The organism is Caldimonas thermodepolymerans (assembly GCF_015476235.1).
In the GTDB taxonomy this organism is placed as follows: domain Bacteria; phylum Pseudomonadota; class Gammaproteobacteria; order Burkholderiales; family Burkholderiaceae_C; genus Caldimonas; species Caldimonas thermodepolymerans.
This window is the reverse complement of sequence record NZ_CP064338.1, coordinates 1052009-1075984: the sequence shown is the minus strand read 5'-3', so window position 1 is coordinate 1075984 and position 23976 is coordinate 1052009. Positions and strand designations below refer to the sequence as shown.

The window sequence follows — 23976 nt, the reverse complement described above, 5'->3', positions numbered from 1 at the left end:
GGCGGACATTATTCCGGGCCGGCCCAAAGGCCCCCGGGCCGCGCTCAGGCGCTGGCGATCCAGCCCTCCAGCGGGTCCACCGCGTCCGGCAGGCCCCAGCGTGGCTGCCGGGCCGCCCAGGCGGCCTGCATCATGCACAGCACCGCGTCCAGGCTGTCGGCCATCGGGTCGGCCACCAGCCGGTCGCGCTGCGCGTGCGTCAGGCGCAGCCGCAGGCCCAGGCGCGTGCGGCCCTGCTCCAGTGCCTCGAGCAAGTCCTTGCGGGCGATCAGCCGCTCGGGCGTCTGCTTCGCGCGCGCGTCGGCCTTGTAGCTGCGCGCGCCGATCAGCTCACGCGCCAGCAGCCCCGGATAGCCCTCGAGCGCGACGCGCTGCGGGTCGCCGTCGTGCAGGCCGGGCAGGTGCACGCCGGCCTCGAGCAGCCGGGGTACGCCCGCATGCATCATGTACGCGACCGGCGGGTTGACCCATTTCATCGACGGCGACGAGCCGGCCGGGCGGTCGCAGGCCCGGTGCGCGAACTTGGCGCCGGCCGGGCGCGCCGCGCAGAAGGCGGCGAAGGTGGTTCGGATCGCCTCCCGCGACAGCGCGGCGTAGTGGCGCATCAGCGGCAGCCACTCGGTCGGCCAGCCGAGCTGCTCGACCAGCTCGCGCGGCAGGCCGAACGGGAAGTCGAACGCGCCCACCCACGGGCCTGGCCCGGCCAGCCAGGCGGCGAACGCCGCATCGCTCGGCAGCGTCAGCAGCTCCTGCAGCTGCACGGCCCCGTCGCGGCAAACGCCGCGCGCGACGGTGATGGGCTTGCGCGGCGTGGGCCGGCTGGTGAAGTCGACGCCGACCACGCTCCAGCCGGCAACAGGTAACACATCCATCACGGCATTGTGTGACGGATGGCCCGTGCCGCGTGCAGCGCCGCTTCGCGTCGCGCAGAATTCACGGCTGCGATGGCCATGGACCGCATCGATCCCTCCCCTGCTCCCGCTTCCCGGCCGCGTGCGCGGCGCGCGCTCGTCATCGCGCTGGCGGTGCTGCTCGCGCTGGCCACGCTCGGCGTCGTCGGCTTCCGCGTCGCGGTGCACCAGCTGCAACGGCAGCTCGAGGCCGCGCTCGGCCCGCGCAGCCAGGTCGCGCAGCTGCGGGTCGGCTGGAACGGCGTCGAGGCGCTGGACGTGCGCGTGCGTGGCGACCGCAACCGGCAGTGGCCGGCCGAGGACGAGCTGCGCGCGCAGCGCGTGCTGGTGGTGCCTGACCTGCGCAGCCTGCTGGGCGGCACGCTGCGCATCCACCGGGTGCGGGTCGAGGGCGGCTACGTGTCGATGCTGCGCACCCGCGACGGCCGCCTGCGCGTGCTGCCGGCGCTGACCGAGGAACGGCGTGCCGATCCCGGCGCCGCGGACGGCAGCGCGCCGGCGGTGTCGATCGGCCGCATCGAGCTGCACGACGGCACGCTGGAGTTCTTCGACGCCTCGGTGCGCCGCCCGGCGCTGAAGCTGCGGCTGGAACGGCTGCAGGCCGGGGTCGGCCCGCTGGACCTGCCCGCGCTCGACAGCGCGACGCAGGTCGAGCTCGACGGCGTGCTCAAGGGCGTGCAGCGCGACGGACGCCTGCACGTGGCCGGCCGCGTGACGCTGGCGACCCAGGACGCCGACATCCGCGCGCGCTTTGCCGGCGTCGACCTGGTGGCCCTGCAGCCCTACCTGATCAAGGTCTCGGAGACCGGCGTGCGGCGCGGCACGCTGGACCTGCGGCTGGACGCCAAGGTGAAGGACCAGCGCCTGCGCGCGCCGGGCCACCTGACGCTGTCGGACCTGCAGCTGCACAGCTCGGGCGTGCTCGGCACCTTCGCCGGCGTGCCGCGCCAGGCGGTGATCGCCGCGATGAGCCGCAACGGCAGGCTGGAACTGGACTTCACGCTGGAAGGCCGCCTCGACGACCCGAAGTTCTCGCTCAACGAGAACCTCGCGGTGCAGGTGGCCTCGGGCCTGGCGCGCTCGCTGGGCGTGAGCGTGGGCGGCGTGGTCGAGGGCGTGGGCAACATGGTCAAGGGCCTGTTCGGCCGCTGACCGCCGCCCGCCGTCAGGTGCGGCCGACGATCGAGGCGGTCGCGATCAGCTCCTCGAGCAGCGCCATCGAGGCGGCCCCGGAGACCCGGTACGGATCCAGCACCGGCTTCTCGGAGTACTTCAGCAGCAGCGACGGGTTGATCTTGGCGAGGTTGACCTGTCCCATGGTCCAGCCGGCGAAGCGCCGCTCGGCGATCTCCTCGTAGCGCAGGATGACCACGTCGCGGTGGCGCGGGTCGCAGACGATCTCCTTGTACAGCTCGTTGACCGCCTCGCGCCCGCCCTCGAGCACCTGCATGAAGATGTCGCCCCCATGGCACAGGATGCCCGTGATGCCGAGCGCCGGGTTGCGCGCCCGCGCGCGCGACAGGATCTCGTCGATCACCTCCTGGCTCACCGGCTGGGCCGCGCGGCTGGCATAGAGCAGGCGGATCATCATGGCGTGGGCTCCCGGGAAGACTTACTTGCGGTGGTTCAGCAGAGACAGGAACTCGCGGCGCAGCGTCGCGTCCTTCAGGAACGAGCCGCGCATCACGCTGTTGACCATCTTGGAGTCCATGTCCTTGACGCCGCGCCACTGCATGCAGAAATGGTCGGCCTCCATCACGATGGCCAGCCCGTCGGGCTGCATCTTCTCCTGCAGCAGGTCGGCCAGCTGGACCACGGCCTCCTCCTGGATCTGCGGGCGGCTCATGATCCATTCGGCCAGACGGGCGTACTTGGACAGGCCGATCAGGTTGGAATGCTCGTTGGGCATCACGCCGATCCACAGCTTGCCGAGGATGGGGCAGAAGTGGTGCGAGCAGGCGCTGCGCACCGTCACCGGCCCCACGATCATCAGCTCGTTGAGCCGCTCGGCGTTGGGGAACTCGGTGACGCTCGGGATCGGCACGTAGCGGCCCTTGAACACCTCCTGCAGGTACATCTTGGCCACGCGGCGCGCGGTGTCCTGGGTGTTGTGGTCGCTCTCGGTGTCGATCACCAGGCTCTCGAGCACGCCCTTGACGCGCTGCTCCACTTCGTCGAGCAGCGCCTCCAGCTCGCCGGGGCGGATGAAGTCGGCGATGTTGTCGTTGGCGTGGAAGCGCCGCTTGGCGGCGCGCAGGCGTTCGCGGATGCGCTGCGACACCGGCACGCCTTCGTCTTCGGTCACGGCGGCATTCGCGGGAGAAACGGCTTTCATGGCTTGCGGGGTCCTGTCGATGCCGGCGATGCTAGCAGCCTTGCCCGGCCGGCACGGCGGCGGGGGCATCAGCCGCCCAGCAGCGCCTCCAGCGTCTGCAGGGTGTCGGCCTCGTGCAGCGGCTTGTCCGGACGCAGGCGCAGCATGCGGGGAAAGCGCACCGCGATGCCGCTCTTGTGGCGGCTGCTGCGCTGGATGCCCTCGAAACCCAGCTCGAACACGAGCGTGGGCCGCACGCTGCGCACCGGGCCGAACTTCTCCAGCGTGTGGCGCCGGATGGTCGCGTCGACCCGGCGGAACTCCTCGTCGGTCAGGCCCGAATAGGCCTTGGCGAACGGCACCAGCTGCAGACCTCCCGGTGCCGGCGGCTCGCGCCGGGCGATCGCCTCGACCACCGCCTGCGCCTCGGCGGCGTCGGCGGGCGCACGGTTCCACACCGCGAAGGTGTAGTCGGTGTAGAGGCTGGCGCGCCGGCCATGGCCGCGCTGCGCGTAGACCAGCACGCAGTCCACGCGCATCGGCTCGATCTTCCACTTCCACCACGTGCCGTCGGCCTTGGTGCGCCCGACGCCGTAGGCGGCCTCGCGGTGCTTGAGCATGAAGCCCTCGACGCCGCGCTCGCGCGACTGCGCGCGCAGCTCCGCGAGCGTCGCCCAGTCCGCGCCCTCGACCAGGGGCGACCGCGGCACCTCGAGCTGCTCCAGCAGCGCGCGGCGCTGCCATTGCGGGCGGGCCCGCACGTCCTCGCCCTGCCACTCGAGCACGTCATAGGCGATGAACCCGACCGGCGCCTCGGCCAGCACCCTCTTCGTCAGCGTCTTGCGGCCGATGCGCTGCTGCAGCAGCGCGAACGACGCCGGCCGCCCTGCCTTCCAGACCAGGATCTCGCCGTCGAGCACCGTGCCGTCGGGCAGCGCCTCCGCCTGCGCCACCACCTCGGGGAAGCGGTCGGTGACCAGCTCCTCGCCGCGCGACCAGATCCAGGTCCGGCCTGCCCGGCGCACGAGCTGCGCGCGGATGCCGTCGTACTTCCATTCGACCAGCCACTGCGACGGCGCCCCGAGGCGCTCCTCGAAACGCTCGACCGGCAGCTCGATCTGGTGCGCGAGGAAGAACGGGTACGGCTGGCCGCCGTCGGCCGGACCGCCCGCCCCGGGCGACAGCAGCGCCAGGTAGCGCTCGGCGCCGGGCCGCTCGCGGCCCTCGCCCACCATGCCGGTGAAGCCCATCATGCGCTGCGCGACCAGCTTGGGGTCGATGCCGGCATGCTCGGCCAGCGCCCGCGTGACCAGCAGGCGCGAGACGCCGACCCGGAAGCCGCCCCCGATCAGCTTGGCGAGCAGGAAGCGCCCGGCCCAGTCCAGCTCGTCCCAGTAGCCGCGGATGCGCGCCCGTTGTTCCTCGGGCGGCAAAGCGCGCAGCGGCAGCAGCCGCTCCTCGACCCAGCGCGCCAGGCCGAGCGCGGTCTCGCCGTGCCCCGGGGGCAGCACGTGGGCGATGGTTTCGGCCAGGTCGCCGACCGCCTGGTAGCACTCCTCGAACAGCCAGTCGTCGATGCCCGCGACCTCGCAGGCCAGCGCGCGCAGCTGGCGGGTCGGCACCAGCTGGCGCGGCCGGCCGCCGCCAAGGAAGTACACGGCCCAGGCGGCATCCGCCGGGTCGGCCTCGGCGAAGTAGCGCTTCAGTGCCGCGACCTTCTCCAGCGTGCCGGTCGAGGCATCCAGCTCGGCGTACAGGCGCGCGAAGCGCTTCATCCCGCGCCGCCCTCCTGCGGCGGCAGCAGGCGGCGCTTGAGCGCCTGGAAGCCGGCATCGATGTCGGAATACTCGGCCCGGATGCGCGCCGCGTCCTCGGCACGCCGCGCGGCGATGAAGCGCTCCAGCTCCCGGTGGTGGTAAGGCGCGAGGTGGCGGTCGCTCAGCCGCACGATGTCGGCCACCAGCGCCCAGTCGACCGCCTCGTCGGCCAGCCACACCCGCGCATCGGCCGGCACGTGCCGCATCAGCTCGAGCAGCGCGGCCTGCCCGTCGGGCGAGGCGATCGCCGCGACCGCCGGCCAGCGCGGCAGCACCGGGTGCGCCGCCGGCAGCGGAGGCCACAACGCCACCAGGTAGTGCGGCGGGTAGCGCTCGATGCGGCCGTCCTGCTCGACCTCTCCGGCCCCGAACGCGGGCCGGATCGCGCCGATCCACAAGCCGGGCTGGTAGTCGGCGCGCAGGCGCCGGCTGGCTTCGATGAAGGCCTTCATGGCGTGGCGTCCTCCCCGGTGCCGGCGGCCGCGGCCTCCTCGATCGCGTCGTCGCCGTACTCGGTGCGGAAGGCCCCGGCCTGCAGCCCCTGCTGCTGCAACCAGCGCACCAGCACCGCTTCGTAGCCGTGCGTCACGATGACCCGCCCGGCGCCGGTGGCCGCGATGGCCTGCATCAGCCCCGGCCAGTCGGCATGGTCGGACAGCACGAAGCCGCGGTCGACGCCGCGCCGCCGCCGCGTGCCGCGCAGGCGCATCCAGCCGCTGGCGAACGCGTCGCTGGCACTGGCAAAGCGGCGCCGCCAGGCACTGCCCTGCACGCTGGGCGGCGCGAGCACCAGGGCGCGCCGCAGATCGGCCTTGTCCGCCACTTCCGACACCAGCCGGGTCGCCGGCAGCGCGACGCCGGCGGCACGGTAGGCCCGGTTCACCGGTTCCACCGCGCCGTGCACGACGATGGGCCCGATCGAGGCGTCCACGCCGCTGAGCAGCCGCTGCGCCTTGCCGAAGCTGTAGCCCAGCAGCAGGCTGGGGCGGCCGGCGGCGGCGTTGGCCGCCCACCAGGCATTGATCTCGGCGAACACCTCCTGCTGCGGCGGCCAGCGGTAGATCGGCAGGCCGAAGGTCGATTCGGTGATGAAGCAATGGCAGCGCACCGGCTCGAAGGGTGCGCAGGTCGCATCAGGCTCCACCTTGTAGTCGCCCGAGACCACCCACACCTCGCCGCGATGCTCGATGCGCACCTGGGCCGAGCCGAGCACGTGCCCGGCCGGATGCAGCGAGACGCGCACGCCTCGGTGCTCGACCGTCTCGCCGTAGGCGAGCGGCTGCAGGGAGATGTCGCCCAGCCGCGCGCGCAGCACGCCCTCGGCCGGTGCGGCGGCCAGGTAGTGCGCATGCCCGACGCGGGCATGGTCGGCATGGGCGTGGGTGATCACGGCGCGGTGCACCGGCCGCCACGGGTCGATGTGGAAGTCGCCAGGCGGACAGTACAGCCCCTCGGGGCGTTCGACGACCAGGTCCGCCACGCCCGCCCCCTCGCCTCAGTAGCGCCCGGTGGCGCCGGCCACGCGCAGGTAGACATGCGCGCACCAGGCGACCAGGCCGCGACGCAGGCGGTTCAGCCACCCCGGCACGCCCGGCTCGGTGCCGCTGGTCACCTCGCGCGAGGCGGCGATGGCCTTGTCGATCTCGTCGGCCAGTTCGGCGACGAACCGGTGGTCGCGCACGATCACGTTGGCCTCCAGGTTGAGCAGCAGCGACAGCGGGTCGATGTTGGAGCTGCCCACGGTGGCCCAGTCGTCGTCGACCAGCGCCACCTTGGCGTGCAGGAAGGCCGGCATGTACTCGTAGATGTGCACGCCGTAGGCCAGCAGCTCCTCGTACAGCGCGCGCGCGGCCAGCCCGGCAATGCGGTAGTCCAGCTTGCCCTGCAACAGCAGGCGCACCCGGACGCCGCGCCGTGCCGCCTGCTGCAGCGCGCGCCGGAACGCGCGCCCCGGGTAGAAGTACGGCGAGACCAGGTCGACCCGCGTGCGCGCATTGCGGATCGCCTCGATGTAGCTGCGCTCGATGGTGCGCCGCTGGCGCAGGTTGTCGCGCACGACGAACGCGGCGCGCACCGGCCGCATGTCGGCCAGGTTGCGCTCCTGCCCGGCCCAGCGCGTGGTGCGGATGCGGCGCAGGAAGCGCCGCGCGCGCGCGACGCGGTGCGGCGAGCGCGCCAGCCCGATCAGCTCGTCGCGCCAGTCGCGCCCGAAGCAGGCGCGCGTCCACACCGCGCGCGCCATCTGCTCGATCGGCGCGACCACCGGGCCACGCACCTCGACCGCATAGTCCAGCCGCGGCGCCTCGCACCAGCCGTGGTGCAGGTCCAGCATGTCGTCGATCACGTTGATGCCGCCGACGAAGGCGACCTCGCCGTCGACCACGCACAGCTTCTGGTGCAGGCGACGCAGCAGCCCGGGCTTGAGCCAGCTCCACCAGCCCTTGATCGGGCGGTACACCACGACGCCGACGCCGGCCTCGCGCAGGTGCTTGAGCAGGCCGGGCAGCGTCGCCAGCGAGCCGAAGCCGTCGACCACCACGCGCACCCGCACGCCGCGCGCGGCGGCGCGCTCCAGCGCCTGGCGCACGCCGACCGCGGTGGCGTCGTCATGGAAGATGTAGGTCGCGAACCAGACCTCGTGGCGTGCGCGGTCGACCGCCGCGACCAGCGCCGGGAACAGCTCGCAGCCGCCGCGCAGCAGGCGCACGGCGTTGCCGCCGACGAACTGCGCGCGCGACTGCGCATACCACGCCAGGGGACTGGCCCGCACGTGCTCGAGGAGCTGGGGGTCCTGTGGCGGCGTCATCGGCCTACCCGTCCAGCTGGAGCTCCGCCACCAGCGGCAGGTGATCCGACATGCGCGCCCACATCGTGCCGCGCGGCACGAACGTGGAGACGCAGCGCAGGCCGCGCGTGTAGACCCGGTCCAGCGCGAACACCGGCACGCGCGACGGGAAGGTCAGCGCCCGCTTGCCGTTCGGCGGCATCGCGCGGCGCAGGCCGCACCTGCAGATCAGCTGGTCGAGCTTCTCGCTCCAGTCGTTGAAGTCGCCGGCGACCACCACCGGCGCGCCGCGCGGGACCTTCTCCTCGATGAACTGCGCCAGCCGCTCGCCCTGGCGTACCCGGCTGGCGTGGATCAGCCCGAAGTGCGCGACGATGGCGTGCACCTCCATGCCCTGCCAGCGCACCGGCACGTGCAGCAGGCCGCGCTGCTCGAAGCGGTGGTCCGAGACGTCATAGTGCCCGATGTCGCCGATCGGCCAGCGCGACAGCAGCGCGTTGCCGTGCTCGCCGCCGCGCGTGACGGCGTTGGTGCGGTAGGCCACCTCGTAGCCCTCGGGCGCGAGGAACTCGGCCTGCGGCTGTTCGGGCCAGCCGAACCAGGTGCGCTGGAAGCGGCGCGCCTCCAGTTCGTGGAAGCGCCGCACCTCCTGCAGGAACACCAGGTCGGCGTCCAGGGCCTCGACGCCCAGGCCCAGGTTGTGGATCTCCAGGCGCTTGGCCGGGCCGATCCCGCGCACGCCCTTGTGGATGTTGTAGGTCGCCACCCGCAGCACGCCGTCGTCGGCCGCGGCGCCGGTGGTCTCTCCGGAGGGCAGCAGGGTCGAGTTGAGCGGATTGGTCGTCATGGTCGGTACAACGCTAGACGAAACGGGGCAGCTGGAGGATGGCCTCGGCGTTGGACGGCGAGAAGCAGCGGTCCGCCGCCTCGCGCCAGGGCAGCCATTCATGGCGCAGGTGCTCGCGCGGCGCCAGCCGCACCGGGATGTCGCGCGGCACCTGCAGCCCGAACACGTGCTCGGTGTTGTGCGTCACCCCCGGGGCATAGCGGTGGCGCCACACCGGGTAGATCTCGTAGACGTTGCGCAGGCCCCAGTCGCGCAGCCGGTCCAGCCCCACCTCCGGCTCGCCGGGGCGCGGCGCCGCGACGACGCGGATGCCGGTTTCCTCGCCGACTTCGCGCACCGCGGTGAGTGCCAGCGCCTCGTCGGCGCGGTCCTTCGAGCCGGTCACGCTCTGCCAGAAGCCGGGCTGGTCGGCGCGCTCGAGCAGCAGCACCTGCAGGTCGGGCGTGTGGATCACCACCAGCACGGATTCGGGAATCTTGTACGGACGCGCGCTCAAGTCGGTCTCCAGGGGCTCGGGGCCATCGGCATCGCTGCGCCGATTGTGTCCCAGATGGGGGCGGTCGACGGTCGGTGCAAGGCCGATGCCTGACGGCCTTGACATGCCACAAAAAGAAAAAGGCGGCCGAAGCCGCCTTGCGGGCCGGGGTGTCCGGCGGCCTCAGGCCTTGGACACGTCGCCCGCCGGCTGCGGGTTGCGCAGGCGGATGTGCAGCTCGCGCAGCTGCTTCTCGTCGACCATGCTGGGCGCGCCGGTGAGCAGGCACTGGGCACGCTGGGTCTTGGGGAAGGCGATCACGTCGCGGATCGACTCGGCCTTGGTCATCAGCGTGACCAGGCGGTCCAGGCCGAAGGCCAGGCCGCCGTGCGGCGGCGCACCGTACTGCAGCGCGTCGAGCAGGAAGCCGAACTTGACGCGCGCCTCCTCGGGGCCGATCTTGAGCGCGGAGAACACCTTGCTCTGCACGTCGGCGCGGTGGATGCGCACCGAGCCGCCGCCCAGCTCCCAGCCGTTGAGCACCATGTCGTAGGCCTTGGCCAGGCAGCGCTCGGGCTCGCTCTCCATCCAGTCCTCGTGCCCGTCCTTGGGCGCGGTGAACGGGTGGTGCACCGCGTTCCAGCGCTGCTCCTCCTCGTCGTACTCGAACATCGGGAAGTCGATCACCCACAACGGGGCCCAGCGGTCCTCGAACAGGCCGTGCTTCCTGCCGAAGTCGCTGTGGCCGATCTTCACGCGCAGCGCGCCCAGCGCGTCGTTGACGATCTTGGCCTTGTCCGCGCCGAAGAAGATCAGGTCGCCGTTCTGCGCGCCGGTGCGCTTGAGGGTCTCCTCGATCGCGCGGTCGTGCAGGTTCTTGACGATCGGCGACTGCAGGCCCTCGCGGCCCTTGGCCAGGTCGTTGACCTTGATCCAGGCCAGGCCCTTGGCGCCGTAGATCTTCACGAACTCGGTGTAGGCGTCGATCTCGCCGCGGCTCATCTCGCCGCCGCCGGGCACGCGCAGCGCGGCCACCCGGCCGCCCTTCATCGTCGCCGGGCCGGAGAACACCTTGAACTCCACGTCGGCCATCACGTCGGTCAGCTCGGTGAACTCGAGCTTGACGCGCAGGTCCGGCTTGTCCGAGCCGTACAGGCGCATCGCGTCGGCGTAGGTCATCACCGGGTACTTGCCCAGGTCGACGTCCATCACCTTGCGGAAGACGTGGCGGATCATCTCCTCGAACAGGTCACGGATCTCCTGCTCCGACATGAACGAGGTCTCGATGTCGATCTGCGTGAACTCGGGCTGGCGGTCGGCGCGCAGGTCCTCGTCGCGGAAGCACTTGGTGATCTGGTAGTAGCGGTCGAAGCCGGCGACCATCAGCAGCTGCTTGAACAGCTGCGGCGACTGCGGCAGCGCGAAGAAGTGGCCGTCGTGCACGCGGCTGGGCACCAGGTAGTCACGCGCGCCTTCCGGCGTGCTCTTGGTCAGCATCGGCGTCTCGATGTCGATGAAGCCGTGCTCGTCGAGGAACTTGCGCACCTCCATCGCCACGCGGTAGCGCAGCATGAGGTTCTTCTGCATGTAGGGGCGGCGCAGGTCCAGCACCCGGTGCGTCAGGCGCGTGGTCTCGGACAGGTTCTCGTCGTCCAGCTGGAACGGCGGGGTCACGCTGGGGTTGAGCACCTCCAGCTCGTGACACAGCACCTCGACCTTGCCGCTGTGCAGGTTCGGGTTCTCGGTGCCGGCCGGGCGCGCGCGCACCTTGCCGACCACCTTCAGGCAGTACTCGTTGCGCACACCCTCTGCGACCTTGAACATCTCGGGCCGGTCCGGATCGCACACCACCTGCACCAGGCCTTCGCGGTCACGCAGGTCGATGAAGATCACGCCGCCGTGGTCGCGGCGACGATGGGCCCAGCCCATCAGGGTCACGGTCTGCCCCATCAGCGCTTCGCTGACCAGGCCTGCATAGGTCGTTCTCATGGATGCACTCCAAATACGGGTTCGGGCACGTGCCGTCGGCGGCGGCACCGGTGGCTGGGCACTGGCGGGCAAGTATCCCCTGATCGGACTCGCGCCGGCCAGTCAGGCCTGGGGGCCGCGCGGCACCTCGACCAGCGGCTTGGCGTTGCTGTCGAGTATCGCCGGCGGGGCCACCACCCCCATCGAAATGATGTATTTCAGCGCCTCGTCGACGCTCATCTTCAGCTCGATGACCTCGGACCGCGGCACCATCAGGAAGAAGCCGGAGGTCGGGTTGGGCGTCGTCGGGACGTAGATGCTCAGGTAGTCGGCCGGGTGCAGGTGCTGCCCGACCTCCCCGCCCGGGCGGCCGGTCACGAAGGCGATGGTCCAGGCGCCGTGGCGCGGGTACTGGATCAGCACCGCCTCGCGGAAGGCGTTGCCGCTGCTCGAGAACAGGGTGTCGGAGACCTGCTTGACCGAGGTGTAGATCGACTTGACGATCGGGATGCTGGACAGCAGGCGGTCCCACTGGCGCAGCCACCACTGCCCGAACATGTTGGCGACGAACAGGCCGGTCAGGAACATGCCGGCCAGCATCAGGACCACCCCGAGCCCCGGGATGCCGGCCAGCCGCTGCAGCAGCGGGTGCGCCGAGGCCGGCAGCACCGCCTGCAGGGCCGCGAGCACCCAGGCGAACACGCCGTCGAGCAACCCGGCGATCCACAGCAGCACCCAGACGGTGATGGCCAGCGGCAGCCACACCAGCAGGCCGGTGATCACATAGGTGCGCACCGTGTGCCCGAGGCGGCCGCGGGGACCCGGCGACGGCGCCGCCCCGTGGGATTCAGTGGCAGGCACAGGAGCTGCCGCACGCGCCGCCGGACGACGCGGCTTCCGCCTTGGTTTCGCTCTTGGCCGACGTCTCGGACGACCCGTTGCCGGACGACGAGGCGCTGCCGGACGAGGACGACGACGAGCCGCCGCCGCGGAAATCGGTCACGTACCAGCCCGTTCCCTTGAGCTGGAAGCCGGCGGCGGTGATCTGCTTGCGGAAGGAGGACTGGCCGCACTGGGGGCAGTCGGTCAGCACCGGATCGGAAATCTTCTGAAGCACATCCTGCCCATGCCCGCAGGACTCGCATTTGTAAGCGTAGATAGGCATACCGACACCAAAACGGGAAAGAGTAGGAAACGCAAAACCCACGATTATAAATGGCCGCCGCCCGGCACGGTTCCTGCATCCGCACGGCCCCCGCGGACACCTATAATCCGCGCCCACGAATTCACCCCCCTTTTCCCGGGAAGGAAGTCTCGAATGCTGTTGACCCTGGTCTTCATCTATCTGGCGTTGTCGATCGGCATCGGGGTGTACGCGTCGCGGCGCGTGCACAGCGCCCGGGACTACATCACGGCCAGCCGCAACCTGTCGTTCCCGCTGGTGATGGCGATGGTGTTCGCCACCTGGTTCGGCGCCGAAACGGTGCTGGGCATTTCGGCGACCTTTCTCGAGGAAGGCTTCCGCGGCCTGATTTCCGACCCGCTCGGCGCCTCGCTGTGCCTGGTGCTGTTCGGCCTGGTCTTCGCGCGGCCGCTGTACCGCATGAACCTGCTGACGCTGGGCGACTATTTCCGCGTGCGCTACAGCCGCCCGGTGGAGCTGGCCGTCTCGATCTGCATCGTGATTTCCTACCTGGGCTGGGTGGCAGCGCAGATCACCGCGCTGGGGCTGGTGTTCAACGTGCTGTCGGCCGAGGCCATCTCGATGAAGCAGGGCATGCTGATCGGCATGGGCGTGGTGCTGGCCTACACGGTGTTCGGCGGCATGTGGTCGGTGGCCGTGACCACCTTCGTGCAGATGATCGTGATCGTGATCGGCCTGCTGCTGGTGGCCGGCGAGGCCGCCACCCAGGCCGGCGGCATCACGCACGTGGTCGCCAAGGCCGCCGAGGACGGCAAGTTCGAATGGCTGCCCACCGCCGACCCGGTGGACATGCTGGGCTGGATCGCCGCGCTGGTGACCATGGCGCTGGGCTCGATCCCGCAGCAGGACGTGTTCCAGCGCGTCAACTCTTCGAAGAACGAGACCGTCGCGGTCTGGAGCACGGCGCTGGGCGGCGTGGCCTACTTCTTCTTCGCGGCGGTACCGTTGTTCCTCGCCTACAGCGCCCACCTGATCGACCCCGAGCTGGTGACCCGGCTGATGGAGGTCGACTCGCAACTGGTGCTGCCGACGCTGGTGCTCGAGCGCATGCCGGTGTGGCTGCAGGTCGTGTTCTTCGGCGCGCTGCTGTCGGTGATCATGAGCACGGCCTCGGGCACGCTGCTGGCGCCGGCCGTCACCTTCGCCGAGAACGTGCTGCGCCCCTACCTGAAGGGCCAGAGCGACGACCGTTTCCTGAACATGACGCGCGTGATCGTGGCCGCCTTCGCGATCATCGTGACCGGCTACGCGGTGGCCACCGACGCCAGCATCCACACGATGGTGGAGAACGCCTACCGCATCACGCTGGCCGGCGCCTTCGTGCCGCTGGCGTTCGGCCTGTTCTGGAAGCGCGCGAACAACCGTGGTGCGGTGCTGGCGCTGGTCTTCGGCCTGGGCACCTGGCTGGTGCTCGAGATCCTGGGCATCGACGACCCGGTCGAGCCGCAGCTGTTCGGCCTGTTCGCCAGCGCCGTGGGCATGGTCATCGGCGGGCTGACCGGCCCGGCCCCGCAGCGCCGCACGGCCTGATCGGGGCCGAAGCCCGGCCCGGCCGCCGCGATGGCGCCGGGCCGTCGTGCTTTCTGGCGGATGTGGCGCGGCCGGGCCGGGTGCGGGCCGCGGCGCGGGACCGCGGCGCCAGCCTCACCAGACGCCGGCGCCGTGCAGCAGCTGCGCGACGGCCACCAGCAGCAGCGCGCCCAGCAGCAGCCCGACCACCTTGAGCGCGCGGTTGGTGCGGCGCCGCTCGGCGACCAGCTGGTCCAGGCGCGCCTGCATCTGCGGCAGCTGCACCAGCGCGTGGTGCGTCAGGCGCGGCAGCTCCGGCAGCAGCTTGGCGTAGCGCGGCGCCTCGTTCTTGAGGCGCTCCCACATCCCGCGCCAGCCGATCTGCTCGTTCATCCAGCGCTCGAGGAAGGGCTTGGCGGTGCTCCACAGGTCCAGGTCCGGGTCGAGCTGGCGCCCCAGCCCCTCGACGTTGAGCAGCGTCTTCTGCAGCAGCACCAGCTGCGGCTGGATCTCGACGTTGAAGCGGCGCGAGGTCTGGAACAGGCGCAGCAGCACCTGGCCGAGCGAGATGTCCTTCAGCGGCTTGTCGAAGTGCGGCTCGCAGCAGGCGCGGATCGCGCTTTCCAGCTCGTCGATGCGGGTGTTGGGCGGCACCCAGCCGCTTTCGAGGTGCAGCTCGGCGACACGCTTGTAGTCGCGCCGGAAGAAGGCGATGAAGTTCTGCGCCAGGTATTCCTTGTCGTACTCGGTCAGCGTGCCGATGATGCCGAAGTCCAGCGCGATGTAGCGCCCGAAGGTGGCCGGGTCGAGGCTGACCTGGATGTTGCCCGGGTGCATGTCGGCGTGGAAGAAGCCGTCGCGGAACACCTGGGTGAAGAAGATCGTCACCCCGTCGCGCGCCAGCTTGGGGATGTCCACCCCCGCCTCGCGCAGCCGCTCGACCTGGCTGATGGGCACGCCCTTCATGCGCTCCATCACGATGACCTGCTCGGTGCACAGGTCCCAGATCATCTCGGGCACGATGACGAGGTTCAGCCCCTCCATGTTGCGGCGCAGCTGCGCCGCGTTGGCCGCCTCGCGCACCAGGTCCAGCTCGTCGTGCAGGTACTTGTCGAACTCGGCCACCACCTGGCGCGGCTTGAGCCGCTTGCCGTCGGCCCAGACCCGCTCGACCACCCCGGCCAGCATGCGCAGCAGCGCCAGGTCCTCGTCGATGACCTTGAGCATGCCCGGGCGCAGCACCTTGACCGCGACCTCGCGGCCGTCCTGGAGCACCGCCAGGTGCACCTGGGCGATCGAGGCGCTGGCCACCGGGGTGCGATCGAAGCTCTCGAACACCGCGTCCAGCGGCCGGCCGAAGGCCTGCTCGACCATGCGCACCGCCACGTCGCCGTCGAACGGCGGCACCCGGTCCTGCAGCCGCGCCAGCTCCTCGGCCACGTCCGCCGGCAGCAGGTCGCGCCGGGTCGACAGCACCTGGCCGAACTTCACGAAGATGGGCCCCAGGCGCTCCAGCGCCATGCGCAGCCGGGCGCCGCGCGGTGCGTCGAGCCGGCGGCCGAACGCCACCACCCGCGCCAGTGCCCGCAGCCAGGGCTGGCGCAGGCTGCCCAAGGCGATCTCGTCGACCCCGTAGCGCAGGACGACGACGCTGATGTAGACCAGCCGCAGCAGCCGTCTCATGGGGCGGGCCGGTCGGGAATCAGGCGGGCCAGCGCGGCCAGGCCCTGCCGGACCGCGCCGCTGGCCATGCGGATGACCTGCGCGATCTGGTGGCCGGGCACCGGGCCCAGCAGGCGGGCGAGGTCGTCCTCGTAATCCCAGCGCAGGTTGTCCATCAGCCAGCCGATGTCGGTCGCCAGCTGCGCGTCGCCCTGGATGTTGACCGAGGGGCGCCGCCCGCTCAGGGCGGCCTCGACCAGCCGCGCCGGCTGGGACAGGTCCAGCTCGAGGCGCAGGTCGGCCGCGGGCGCCGCCGGCTCGTCCAGCGCCTCCAGCAGCCCCGCGGGCGTGATACGAAACGCAAGAAATTCAGGCGCTTGCAACAGCGCCGGCAGCCCTTTTGGTAACACTTGCAGCACGCGGCCGGCATGCGGACGCAGCCGCGCCTGGGCCTCGGCCTCAGAGGCAAGGACGTGGTTGAGCGCGAGGGTCAGGCGCTCGATCAGCACGGGGCCGACCAGCTCGGAAAGTTGTTTCAGCATTCAACGATTGTAGGGACAGCGGGACTGTCGACCCCGCGTTTGCGTGACCAAAATCACGGGGTGCTCTGGGACAATGATCTGGCACTGGTACGGCGTGATCAACCGCCTGTGCCGCATGGCGTCGTGGCGCAGACATGGCCGGGTGTCCCGTGCAGCCAGGGAGGCTGCGGTTTTCCTCGCCACACCCGCGCATGCTTCGGTGTCGGGCCTGGGCGCACGTGCGGGCCGCGGGCCGGCACGCCGGCAGGTTCGCTGGAAGCGTCACAGGGGGGGGCGTGCCCATCCATGTTTGAAGACCGGACCTATACGAGAACCTTCTACAGCGCTCCGCAATCGGTCACGTCGTTCGTGGCGGCCTTCCTGGAGCCGGCCATCACCGTCGGCTGCTTCCTGGCCGTGCTGGACTACCACGACCTGCCGGTCGACGGCGCCGCCATGACCTTGTGCCTGCTGGTGTTCGCGCTGTCCTTTCCGGGGCGCAACCGGTTCAAGGACCCCAAGCTCACCGCCATCGTCGACATCTCCACCTCGTGGGCCAGCCTGCTGGCCATCCTGGCGCTGTGCGGCTACGCCACGCGCAGCCTGGACCTGTTCGACGAGGAGGTGCTGATCGCCTGGGCGGTGCTGACCCCGGTGGTCCAGCTGGCCGCGGTGGTGGTCGGGCGCGAGATCGTCAAGATGCACGCGCGCCGGCCGGAGGCGCGCCGCTCGGCCATCGTCGTCGGCGCCGGCCCGCTGGGGGTGAAGGTGTCCCGGGCGCTGCAGGGCCACGAAGGCTTCGGCATCGACTTCGTCGGCTTCTTCGACGACCGCACCGACATGCGGGTGCACCCTGACGCCTCGGACAAGGTGCTCGGACGCCTGGGCGACGTGTCCTCCTACGTGATGCAGCACGGCATCAAGGAGGTCTACATCACCCTGCCGCTGACCACGCAACCGCGCATCAAGGCGCTGCTGGAGTCGCTGCAGGAGACCACCGCCTCGCTGTTCTTCGTGCCCGACGTGTTCGGCATCAGCATCATCCAGGGCCGCCTGCAGGACGTGAACGGGGTGCCGGTGGTCGGCATCCTGGAGACGCCCTTCACCGGCACCAACGCGCTGGTCAAGCGCATCACCGACATCGTGCTGTCCACCCTCATCCTGGTGCTGATCTCGCCGCTGATGCTGCTCATCGCCATCGGCGTGAAGCTCAGCTCGCCCGGACCGGTCATCTTCAAGCAGAAGCGCAACGGCCTGGACGGGGAGGAAATCACCGTTTACAAGTTCCGCACGATGCGTACGATGGACAACGGCCCGGTGATCAAGCAGGCCACCCGGGACGATCCGCGCGTCACCCGGTTCGGTGCCTTCCTGCGCCGCACGTCGCTGGACGAACTGCCGCAGTTCTTCAACGTGCTGCAGGGACGCATGAGCATCGTCGGGCCGCGCCCTCATGCGGTCGCGCACAACGAACAGTACCGCAAGATGATCAAGGCCTACATGGTGCGCCACAAGGTCAAGCCCGGGATCACCGGCTGGGCCCAGGTCAACGGACACCGGGGGGAGACCGACACGATCGAGAAGATGGAGGCGCGCGTCGAGTACGACCTCGAGTACCTGCGCAACTGGTCGCTGGGCCTGGACCTGCTGATCATCGCGCGCACGGCGCGGCTCATGCTGTTCGACCGGCACGCCTACTGAAGGCGGGCCCGTTTCCGCCGCCACCACCAACAACGCTGAGGAGGTCGCATGTCCCACCCGCCCGTCCGTCGTGCACTCGTGCGCCGTCTGCCCGTCGCCGCCGCCTGCGCCGCCCTGTCCCTGGGGGCGGCAGCCCAGGCCAATCCCTACTACCTGCAGCTGCAGCAGTCGTTCACGCACGACACCAACCTGTTTCGCGAACGCGACGGCCAGGAGGACAGCGACCTGATCTCGACCACCGGCCTGGAGGTCGGCCTCGACCAGCCGATCAGCCGGCAGCGCCTGCGCGCCCGGGCGCACGTCGAGCGCAACCGGTTCCGCGACAACGACCACCTCGACAACACCAGCTACGGCGTGGGCGTGCGCGCCGACCTGGAGACCGTCAACCGCATCTCGGGCGGCCTGCACTACAACCACGAGCGCAACCTGGCCAGCTTCGACACCTACACCGGCTCGGTGCACCTGACCGAACGCAACATGATCCGCCGCCAGGACTACGGCGCGCGCATCCAGTACGGCGGCATGTCGCTGCTGACGCTGGAGGCCGGCTACGTCCACCGCGACCAGAAGTACTCGGCCGACGCCTTCCAGAACCGCGAGCAGCGGTCCGACACGGTGCAGGCCGGGGTGCGCTACCGCCCCAGCGACCTGGTCGGCTTCGGCCTGGCCGGACGCTACACGCGCGGACGCATCCCGCACTACACCCCCACCGAAGGCGACAAGTACAAGCGGCGCGACCTGGACCTCACCGCGACCTGGGTGCCGACGGGCCTGAGCACGCTCAATGCACGCGTCAGCCTGACGTCCACCGACCACGACCTGGCCGAGGCGCGCGACTTCGACGGTGTCACCGGCGCGATCAGCTGGCGCTACCAGCCCACCGGCAAGCTGACGCTGAACCTGCACCTGGTGCGCGAGACGAACGACGAGACCGGCTTCTACCTGGCCGAACCGGAAACGCCGGACGAGCCGCCGCAGCTGGCCACGCTGCAGGAGACCAAGCTGATCCACTCGGCACGCCTGAGCGCCACCTGGGCCGCCACGGCCAAGATCCGGCTCACCGGCGGCGTGCGCCACGTCGACCGCAACATCCGCGTCACCGACGGCCGCGGCAACGACCGCACGACCACCGCGGAGCTCGGCGCGAGCTACGCGATCACGCGCAGCATCCTGTTCGGCTGCAACGTCGGCTGGGTGCAGCGCGACACCAGCAGCGGCGCCGCCAGCGTCAGCTACGACTACTCCTCCCGCACGGCCAGCTGCCTGGCGCGGCTCACGCTGAACTGACCCACCACCACGACCACTGCATTCCATGCCCACCATCCTGCTGACCGGGGCCACCGGCTACATCGCTTCCCACACCTGGCTGTCGCTGCAAGAAGCCGGATATGACGTCGTCGGCGCCGACAACTTCGCCAACAGCTCGCCCGAAGTGCTGAACCGGCTGGCACGCCTGTCGGGCCGCGCCCCGGTGTTCCACCGCCTCGACGTGGGCGACCCGGCCGCGCTGCGCGCGGTGTTCGAGCAGCACCGCATCGACGCGGTGGTCCACTTCGCGGCCTACAAGGCGGTGGGCGAATCGACCGCGCAGCCGCTCATGTACTACCGCAACAACCTGGGCAGCCTGCTCACGGTGTGCGAGACCATGGCCGCCTTCGGCGTGCACCGGCTGGTGTTCAGCTCGTCGGCCACGGTGTACGGCAAGCCCCGGTCGCTGCCGATCCGCGAGGATGCGCCGCTGTCGGCGACCAACCCCTACGGCGCGACCAAGCTGATGAGCGAGCGCATCCTGCACGACCTGCAGCAGTCCGACCCGCGCTGGCAGGTCGCCTGCCTGCGCTACTTCAACCCGGTGGGCGCGCACGAAAGCGGCCTGATCGGCGAGGACCCGCGCGGGGTGCCGAACAACCTGATGCCCTACGTCGCGCAGGTGGCGGTCGGCCAGCGGCCCAAGGTGCAGGTGTTCGGCAGCGACTACGACACGCCCGACGGCACCGGCGTGCGCGACTACATCCACGTGGTGGACCTCGCCGAAGGACACGTGGCGGCGCTGCGCCACCTGTTCGAGCGGCAGCAGTCGCTCACGGTCAACCTGGGCACCGGCCGCGGCTACAGCGTGCTGGAGGTGATCCGCGCCTACGAGCGCGCCAGCGGCCGCCCGGTGCCCTACGAGATCGTCGCGCGCCGCCCGGGCGACGTCGACGCCTGCTACGCGGACCCCGGCTTGGCACGCACCCTGCTGGGCTGGCAGGCCACGCGCGACCTGGATGCGATGTGCGCCGATTCCTGGCGCTGGCAGCGCATGAACCCGCAGGGCTTCGGGGGCAGCGCCCCCGGCTGACCTGCACGGTCCACACCTCAGGGAGAGTACGACATGCATCAGAACAACGTGCTGCCGGTCGTGATGGCCGGCGGATCCGGCACCCGGCTGTGGCCGCTGAGCCGCGCCCTCTATCCGAAACAGTTCCTGGCGCTGTCCGGCAAGGACACGCTGTTCCAGCAGGCGGTGCGGCGCCTGAAGACCCTGTCGGACGACCACATCCGGCTCGCCGACCCCTGCATCGTCGGCAACGAGGAGCACCGCTTCCTGACCCTGGACCAGCTGCGCGAGATCAAGGTGGGCGCCTCGGCCGTCCTGCTCGAGCCGGTCGGCCGCAACACCGCGCCGGCACTTACGCTTGCCGCGCTGTTCGCGCGCGACGAGCTGGACGACGCCGAAGATCCCGTGCTGGTCGTCACGCCGGCCGACCAGACCGTCACCGACCTGCCCGCCTTCACCGCGGCGCTGCGCGGCGCGGTCGACGCAGCCGGCGACGGCAGCATCGTGATCCTGGGCATCCGGCCCGACCGGCCCGAGACGGGCTTCGGCTACATCCACGCGCGCGGCGACGGCGCGGTGCGGCCGGTCGCTGCCTTCGCCGAGAAACCCGACCTGGAAACCGCCCGGCGCTACCTGGCCGAAGGCCACTACTACTGGAACAGCGGCATGTTCGTGCTGCGCGCCTCGGTCTGGCTGAAGGCGCTGGCGCATTTCCGCCCCGACATCGCCACGGCGACCGAGGACGCCTGGCGGCAACGCCAGGCCGACAACGGCTTCATCCGCCCCGGCCACGACGCCTTTGCCGCGGTGCCGGCCGAATCGGTCGACTGCGCGGTGATGGAGCGCTGCCCCGCCGACCCGCACTGCGGCTTCACCGTCAAGATGGTGCCGCTCGATGCCGGCTGGTCCGACCTGGGCGCATGGGAAGCGGTGTGGCAGGTCAGCGAGAAGGACGCCGACGGCAACGTGGTCCACGGCGACGCGATCACCGCGGCCTGCCGCAACACGCTGGTGCACGCCACCAGCCGGCTGGTCAGCGCCGTGGGCCTGGACAACGTGGTCGTCGTCGAGACCTCCGATGCGGTGCTGGTGGCCGACCGCAACCGCAGCCAGGAAGTCCGCAAGATCGTCGCCGAACTGGAGCAGCGCGAACGCAGCGAGTGCACCCTGCACCGCTTGGTGCACCGCCCCTGGGGCTGGTACGACAGCATCGACTGCGGCCCGCGCTTCCAGGTCAAGCGCATCATGGTCAAGCCCGGGGCCAGCCTCTCGCTGCAGATGCACCACCACCGGGCGGAACACTGGGTGGTGGTGTCCGGCACGGCCGAGGTCACCTGCGGGCAGAAGAAGCAGCTGATCACAGAGAACCAGAGCACCTACATCCCGCTGGGCGAGGTCCACCGCCTGGCCAACCCGGGCACCATCCCGCTGGAGATCATCGAGGTGCAGTCCGGGGCCTACCTGGGCGAAGACGACATCGTGCGCTTCGAGGACAGCTACGGGCGCACGTCGGCACCGACCGCCGCGGCCTGATCCCCGCGCCGCCCCCCGCCGCTTGCGGCCCGAACAGCGCGAGGATGTTCCGCATGTTCCACCGACCCCGATACCTTCCCCCCGCCGTCGAGCACCGGGGCGCGCTGCACGTCGACGCGCTGTTCGCGCTCTTCTGCTTCGTCACGATCTGGCTGGGGGTGGCCTTCGGCTCGCCGATCCGCTACCTGACCTACCTGATCCCGGTGCTGGGCGTGGCCTTCGCGATGGCGATGGGCGGCATCCACATGCCGGACATCTACCGGCCCATGCTGGTGCTGGTGGTCGGCGGCATCGCGACCGCCCCGCTGGCCACCCTCTGGGGCTGGCAGGACCTCTACCTGGTGCTGATCGGCATCATGCCGTTCTGCCTGGGTTACCGTCCCCGGCTCACGTGGTGGCAGGTGTTCTGGGGCTTCGTGATCGGCACGGTGCTGGGGCTGGCGGTGGTCCAGTTGTTCGGGCGCAGCCCGCTGGAAGGCGGCGTGCAGTTCAACCCGCTGCTGTCGCAATCCAGCTTCGAGTCGCCCTACGGGCACGCCTTCGGGGTGCTGGCCGTGTGGGCCGCGGTGACCCGGCGCTGGAAGCATTTCCTGCTCGCGCTGGTGCTGGCCATCCTGACGCTCAAGCGCATCGCGGTCATCGCCACGGTGGTCTGCGGGCTGGTCTACCTGATGCCGCGCGGCCTGGTCGACCGGGTGCTGCGCCCCTGGTTCATGATCCCGGCCAACGTGCTGCTGCTGTCGCTCGCCATCCTGTACGGCCTGGGCTATTTCGACCGCTGGGTGTACGAGACCTTCGGCACCAGCAGCAACCACGTCAGCATGGGCCGGCGCTGGCTCTACCACTGGCCGGCCCGCGACATCGTCGACTCGATGCCCGGGCTGCTGTTCATCGGCGACGGTGCCGGCCACGTCTACCAGGTGCTGATGCAGAAGGCCGGCTACAGCGGCAAGTACCAGCTGCACAGCGACCTGATGAAGCTGCTGCTCGAGTACGGTGGCCTGGTCTTCTTCCTGTACTTCTGGTTCGCGTACCGGTTCAAGTCCCTGGCCGCGCGCATGTTCTGGCTGTACTTCAACATCATCATGCTCACCGACAACGCGCTGAACTACCAGTACCTGGTGTTCGTGCTGGGCCTGTGCAGCATGTGCGCCCGGCGCGAGCTGGGTGACACCGAAGGCATGATGTCGTCGCTGTACACGTCGAACGCCACCGTCGGCGCGCAGCTCAACCGCCCGCCGATCCGCAATGCGAACAGCCCATAGCCCGGGGGCGGCCGCCCCGCTGACCCCGGCCGCGGCGACCGGGACGCGACGCACCTCGGCCGCCCTGGATCCGGAGGTCTCGCGCCGGCTGGGCCTGCTGCGCTTTCCGTTGATCGTCGGGGTGGTGTTCATCCACGCCTACGAGACGACGGTATGGCTGAGCGGGTATGCGGTGGCCGCGGCCGGCCAGGCGGCCTGGTCGCAGTTCGTGCGCGACTTCGTGTCCCAGGGCGTTGCGCGGGTCAGCGTGCCGCTGTTCTTCCTGATGGCGGCCTACCTGCTGTTCTTCGGGTTCGACGGCAGCGCAGCAGGCTACCTCTCGCGCCTGAAGTCGCGCGTGCGCACGCTGCTGGTGCCCTTCCTGTTCTGGAACGTGGCGGTGCTCGCGCTGTTCGCCTTCGCGCAGGCGCTGCCGTGGACGGCGGCCTTGTTCAACAGCGGCAAGCCGCCCGTGGCCGCCTACGGCCTGCGGCAGTGGCTCGACGCGCTGCTGGGCCTGACGCAGCCGCCGATTGCCTACCAGTTCTGGTTCATCCGCGACCTGTTCCTGCTGGTGCTGGCGGCCCCGCTGGTGCACCTGGCGGTCATGCGCATCCCGGTCGCCGGCGCGCTCGCGCTCGGGGCCTGCTGGAGCGCCGGCATCGGCCTGGCCATCCCGTCGATCGAAGGCGTGTTCTTCTTCTACCTGGGGGCGTGGCTGGGCGTGCGCCGCGCCGACCTGTGCCGCGTGGACCGCTTCGGCACGCTGCTGGTGGTCGCCTTCGCGCTGCTGGCACTGGCCGATGCGGCGACCAAGGGCAGCGTCGCCAGCAGCCCCCTGCACAAGCTCATGATCCTGGCCGGCGTGGCCGCCGCACTCCATGCGGCAGGCCGCATCCGCCGCGGCGGACGGCTGGAGCAATGGCTGATCTCGCTGTCGGCGGCGAGCTTCTTCGTCTTCGCGATGCACGAGCCGGCGCTGACCCTGGCACGCAAGCTGGCCTACCGCCTGCTCGCGCCGGAGACGGCCGCTGCCACCATCGCGCTGTACTTCGCGATCCCGCTGGCGCTGATCGCCGTGCTCGCGGCGCTGTACTTCCCGCTCAAGCGCAGCCTGCCCCGGCTGATGGCCCTGGCCACCGGAGGACGCTGAGCGCCGGACCGC

At 70.5% G+C, this 23976-nt stretch carries 22 protein-coding genes; 8 read left to right on the top strand and 14 right to left on the bottom strand.

Annotated elements, in window-relative coordinates; translation table 11 throughout:
* Positions 1 to 44: 44 nt before the first annotated feature.
* The gene (locus IS481_RS05195; protein ID WP_104356178.1) at positions 45 to 872 is read right to left on the bottom strand and encodes a DUF429 domain-containing protein; all 828 of its coding nucleotides are present in this window, start codon (positions 870 to 872) and stop codon (positions 45 to 47) included.
* A 72-nt stretch (positions 873 to 944) separates the two neighbouring features.
* On the opposite strand from IS481_RS05195, the gene IS481_RS05190 reads away from it, so the two are divergent.
* Positions 945 to 2063, top strand: a complete 1119-nt coding sequence (locus IS481_RS05190; RefSeq protein WP_198425456.1) for a DUF748 domain-containing protein — start codon at positions 945 to 947, stop codon at positions 2061 to 2063.
* Between the two features lie 13 nt (positions 2064 to 2076).
* On the opposite strand, the gene IS481_RS05185 is transcribed toward IS481_RS05190, so the two are convergent.
* The 11 genes from IS481_RS05185 to IS481_RS05135 form a co-directional block, all read right to left on the bottom strand.
* Complete coding sequence (locus IS481_RS05185; RefSeq protein ID WP_104356177.1) at positions 2077 to 2502, bottom strand: BLUF domain-containing protein; 426 nt, start codon at positions 2500 to 2502, stop codon at positions 2077 to 2079.
* Between the two features lie 21 nt (positions 2503 to 2523).
* Positions 2524 to 3246: a GTP cyclohydrolase I gene (gene folE, locus IS481_RS05180; RefSeq protein WP_104356176.1), complete on the bottom strand. Its 723-nt coding sequence runs from the start codon at positions 3244 to 3246 to the stop codon at positions 2524 to 2526.
* 68 nt (positions 3247 to 3314) lie between these two features.
* Positions 3315 to 5000 carry an ATP-dependent DNA ligase gene (locus tag IS481_RS05175; RefSeq protein ID WP_104356175.1) on the bottom strand — a complete coding sequence of 562 codons (1686 nt, stop codon included), beginning with the start codon at positions 4998 to 5000 and terminating at the stop codon, positions 3315 to 3317.
* Entirely contained in the window at positions 4997 to 5494 is a 498-nt protein-coding gene (locus IS481_RS05170) for a hypothetical protein (RefSeq protein ID WP_104356174.1), read from the bottom strand. The genes IS481_RS05175 and IS481_RS05170 overlap by 4 nt, the downstream gene beginning before the upstream one ends.
* On the bottom strand, positions 5491 to 6522 hold the full coding sequence (locus IS481_RS05165; protein WP_104356173.1) for a ligase-associated DNA damage response exonuclease: 1032 nt from the start codon (positions 6520 to 6522) through the stop codon (positions 5491 to 5493). The genes IS481_RS05170 and IS481_RS05165 overlap by 4 nt, the downstream gene beginning before the upstream one ends.
* Before the next feature lie 15 nt (positions 6523 to 6537).
* Positions 6538 to 7848, bottom strand: a complete 1311-nt coding sequence (clsB, locus tag IS481_RS05160) for a cardiolipin synthase ClsB (RefSeq protein WP_104356172.1) — start codon at positions 7846 to 7848, stop codon at positions 6538 to 6540.
* A 4-nt stretch (positions 7849 to 7852) separates the two neighbouring features.
* Entirely contained in the window at positions 7853 to 8674 is an 822-nt protein-coding gene (locus tag IS481_RS05155) for an endonuclease/exonuclease/phosphatase family protein (RefSeq protein ID WP_104356171.1), read from the bottom strand.
* Between the two features lie 13 nt (positions 8675 to 8687).
* Positions 8688 to 9170: a dihydroneopterin triphosphate diphosphatase gene (gene nudB / locus IS481_RS05150; RefSeq protein ID WP_232529465.1), complete on the bottom strand. Its 483-nt coding sequence runs from the start codon at positions 9168 to 9170 to the stop codon at positions 8688 to 8690.
* A gap of 162 nt (positions 9171 to 9332) precedes the next feature.
* Positions 9333 to 11138, bottom strand: coding sequence for an aspartate--tRNA ligase (gene aspS / locus IS481_RS05145; RefSeq protein ID WP_104356169.1), 1806 nt, complete (start codon positions 11136 to 11138; stop codon positions 9333 to 9335).
* A 102-nt stretch (positions 11139 to 11240) separates the two neighbouring features.
* Positions 11241 to 11912, bottom strand: coding sequence for a DUF502 domain-containing protein (locus tag IS481_RS05140; protein ID WP_104356168.1), 672 nt, complete (start codon positions 11910 to 11912; stop codon positions 11241 to 11243).
* Between the two features lie 52 nt (positions 11913 to 11964).
* On the bottom strand, positions 11965 to 12282 hold the full coding sequence (locus tag IS481_RS05135; protein ID WP_104356167.1) for an FmdB family zinc ribbon protein: 318 nt from the start codon (positions 12280 to 12282) through the stop codon (positions 11965 to 11967).
* Between the two features lie 153 nt (positions 12283 to 12435).
* Here IS481_RS05135 and IS481_RS05130 point away from each other — a divergent pair, with 153 nt between their 5' ends.
* Positions 12436 to 13851 (top strand): high affinity choline transporter 1, encoded by a 1416-nt coding sequence (locus IS481_RS05130; RefSeq protein ID WP_104356166.1) that lies wholly within the window; start codon positions 12436 to 12438, stop codon positions 13849 to 13851.
* A gap of 114 nt (positions 13852 to 13965) precedes the next feature.
* Here the strand turns inward: IS481_RS05130 and ubiB are convergent, their stop codons facing one another.
* Together ubiB and IS481_RS05120 are read right to left on the bottom strand one after the other, a co-directional pair.
* Complete coding sequence (gene ubiB / locus IS481_RS05125; RefSeq protein ID WP_104356165.1) at positions 13966 to 15513, bottom strand: ubiquinone biosynthesis regulatory protein kinase UbiB; 1548 nt, start codon at positions 15511 to 15513, stop codon at positions 13966 to 13968.
* Positions 15510 to 16034 (bottom strand): hypothetical protein, encoded by a 525-nt coding sequence (locus IS481_RS05120; RefSeq protein WP_104356164.1) that lies wholly within the window; start codon positions 16032 to 16034, stop codon positions 15510 to 15512. Before IS481_RS05120 ends, ubiB begins: the two co-directional genes overlap by 4 nt.
* A 285-nt stretch (positions 16035 to 16319) precedes the next feature.
* Between IS481_RS05120 and IS481_RS05115 the strand changes: the two genes are divergently transcribed.
* The 6 genes from IS481_RS05115 to IS481_RS05090 are packed head-to-tail and all read left to right on the top strand — an operon-like array spanning position 16320 to position 23964.
* Entirely contained in the window at positions 16320 to 17714 is a 1395-nt protein-coding gene (locus IS481_RS05115; RefSeq protein ID WP_104356163.1) for an undecaprenyl-phosphate glucose phosphotransferase, read from the top strand.
* A 48-nt stretch (positions 17715 to 17762) separates the two neighbouring features.
* Entirely contained in the window at positions 17763 to 19001 is a 1239-nt protein-coding gene (locus IS481_RS05110) for a porin family protein (RefSeq protein ID WP_104356162.1), read from the top strand.
* 25 nt (positions 19002 to 19026) lie between these two features.
* The gene (gene galE, locus IS481_RS05105; protein ID WP_104356161.1) at positions 19027 to 20055 is read left to right on the top strand and encodes a UDP-glucose 4-epimerase GalE; all 1029 of its coding nucleotides are present in this window, start codon (positions 19027 to 19029) and stop codon (positions 20053 to 20055) included.
* Between the two features lie 33 nt (positions 20056 to 20088).
* Positions 20089 to 21567 carry a mannose-1-phosphate guanylyltransferase/mannose-6-phosphate isomerase gene (locus IS481_RS05100; protein WP_232529464.1) on the top strand — a complete coding sequence of 493 codons (1479 nt, stop codon included), beginning with the start codon at positions 20089 to 20091 and terminating at the stop codon, positions 21565 to 21567.
* A 53-nt stretch (positions 21568 to 21620) separates the two neighbouring features.
* Positions 21621 to 22832: a hypothetical protein gene (locus IS481_RS05095; protein ID WP_146079508.1), complete on the top strand. Its 1212-nt coding sequence runs from the start codon at positions 21621 to 21623 to the stop codon at positions 22830 to 22832.
* On the top strand, positions 22816 to 23964 hold the full coding sequence (locus tag IS481_RS05090; RefSeq protein ID WP_104356159.1) for an acyltransferase family protein: 1149 nt from the start codon (positions 22816 to 22818) through the stop codon (positions 23962 to 23964). Before IS481_RS05095 ends, IS481_RS05090 begins: the two co-directional genes overlap by 17 nt.
* Positions 23965 to 23976: the final 12 nt, after the last annotated feature.

Excerpts from the sequence above, each read along its gene's own strand:
- clsB (WP_104356172.1), bottom strand. The coding sequence starts at position 7,848 with ATGACGCCGCCACAGGACCCCCAGCTCCTCGAGCACGTGCGGGCCAGT.
- IS481_RS05130 (WP_104356166.1), top strand. The coding sequence starts at position 12,436 with ATGCTGTTGACCCTGGTCTTCATCTATCTGGCGTTGTCGATCGGCATC.
- IS481_RS05095 (WP_146079508.1), top strand. The coding sequence starts at position 21,621 with ATGTTCCACCGACCCCGATACCTTCCCCCCGCCGTCGAGCACCGGGGC.
- IS481_RS05155 (WP_104356171.1), bottom strand. The coding sequence starts at position 8,674 with ATGACGACCAATCCGCTCAACTCGACCCTGCTGCCCTCCGGAGAGACC.
- IS481_RS05170 (WP_104356174.1), bottom strand. The coding sequence starts at position 5,494 with ATGAAGGCCTTCATCGAAGCCAGCCGGCGCCTGCGCGCCGACTACCAG.
- folE (WP_104356176.1), bottom strand. The coding sequence starts at position 3,246 with ATGAAAGCCGTTTCTCCCGCGAATGCCGCCGTGACCGAAGACGAAGGC.
- IS481_RS05135 (WP_104356167.1), bottom strand. The coding sequence starts at position 12,282 with ATGCCTATCTACGCTTACAAATGCGAGTCCTGCGGGCATGGGCAGGAT.
- IS481_RS05185 (WP_104356177.1), bottom strand. The coding sequence starts at position 2,502 with ATGATGATCCGCCTGCTCTATGCCAGCCGCGCGGCCCAGCCGGTGAGC.
- IS481_RS05110 (WP_104356162.1), top strand. The coding sequence starts at position 17,763 with ATGTCCCACCCGCCCGTCCGTCGTGCACTCGTGCGCCGTCTGCCCGTC.
- IS481_RS05120 (WP_104356164.1), bottom strand. The coding sequence starts at position 16,034 with ATGCTGAAACAACTTTCCGAGCTGGTCGGCCCCGTGCTGATCGAGCGC.
- IS481_RS05190 (WP_198425456.1), top strand. The coding sequence starts at position 945 with ATGGCCATGGACCGCATCGATCCCTCCCCTGCTCCCGCTTCCCGGCCG.
- IS481_RS05195 (WP_104356178.1), bottom strand. The coding sequence starts at position 872 with ATGGATGTGTTACCTGTTGCCGGCTGGAGCGTGGTCGGCGTCGACTTC.
- galE (WP_104356161.1), top strand. The coding sequence starts at position 19,027 with ATGCCCACCATCCTGCTGACCGGGGCCACCGGCTACATCGCTTCCCAC.
- ubiB (WP_104356165.1), bottom strand. The coding sequence starts at position 15,513 with ATGAGACGGCTGCTGCGGCTGGTCTACATCAGCGTCGTCGTCCTGCGC.
- IS481_RS05100 (WP_232529464.1), top strand. The coding sequence starts at position 20,089 with ATGCATCAGAACAACGTGCTGCCGGTCGTGATGGCCGGCGGATCCGGC.
- IS481_RS05090 (WP_104356159.1), top strand. The coding sequence starts at position 22,816 with ATGCGAACAGCCCATAGCCCGGGGGCGGCCGCCCCGCTGACCCCGGCC.
- IS481_RS05175 (WP_104356175.1), bottom strand. The coding sequence starts at position 5,000 with ATGAAGCGCTTCGCGCGCCTGTACGCCGAGCTGGATGCCTCGACCGGC.
- IS481_RS05115 (WP_104356163.1), top strand. The coding sequence starts at position 16,320 with ATGTTTGAAGACCGGACCTATACGAGAACCTTCTACAGCGCTCCGCAA.
- aspS (WP_104356169.1), bottom strand. The coding sequence starts at position 11,138 with ATGAGAACGACCTATGCAGGCCTGGTCAGCGAAGCGCTGATGGGGCAG.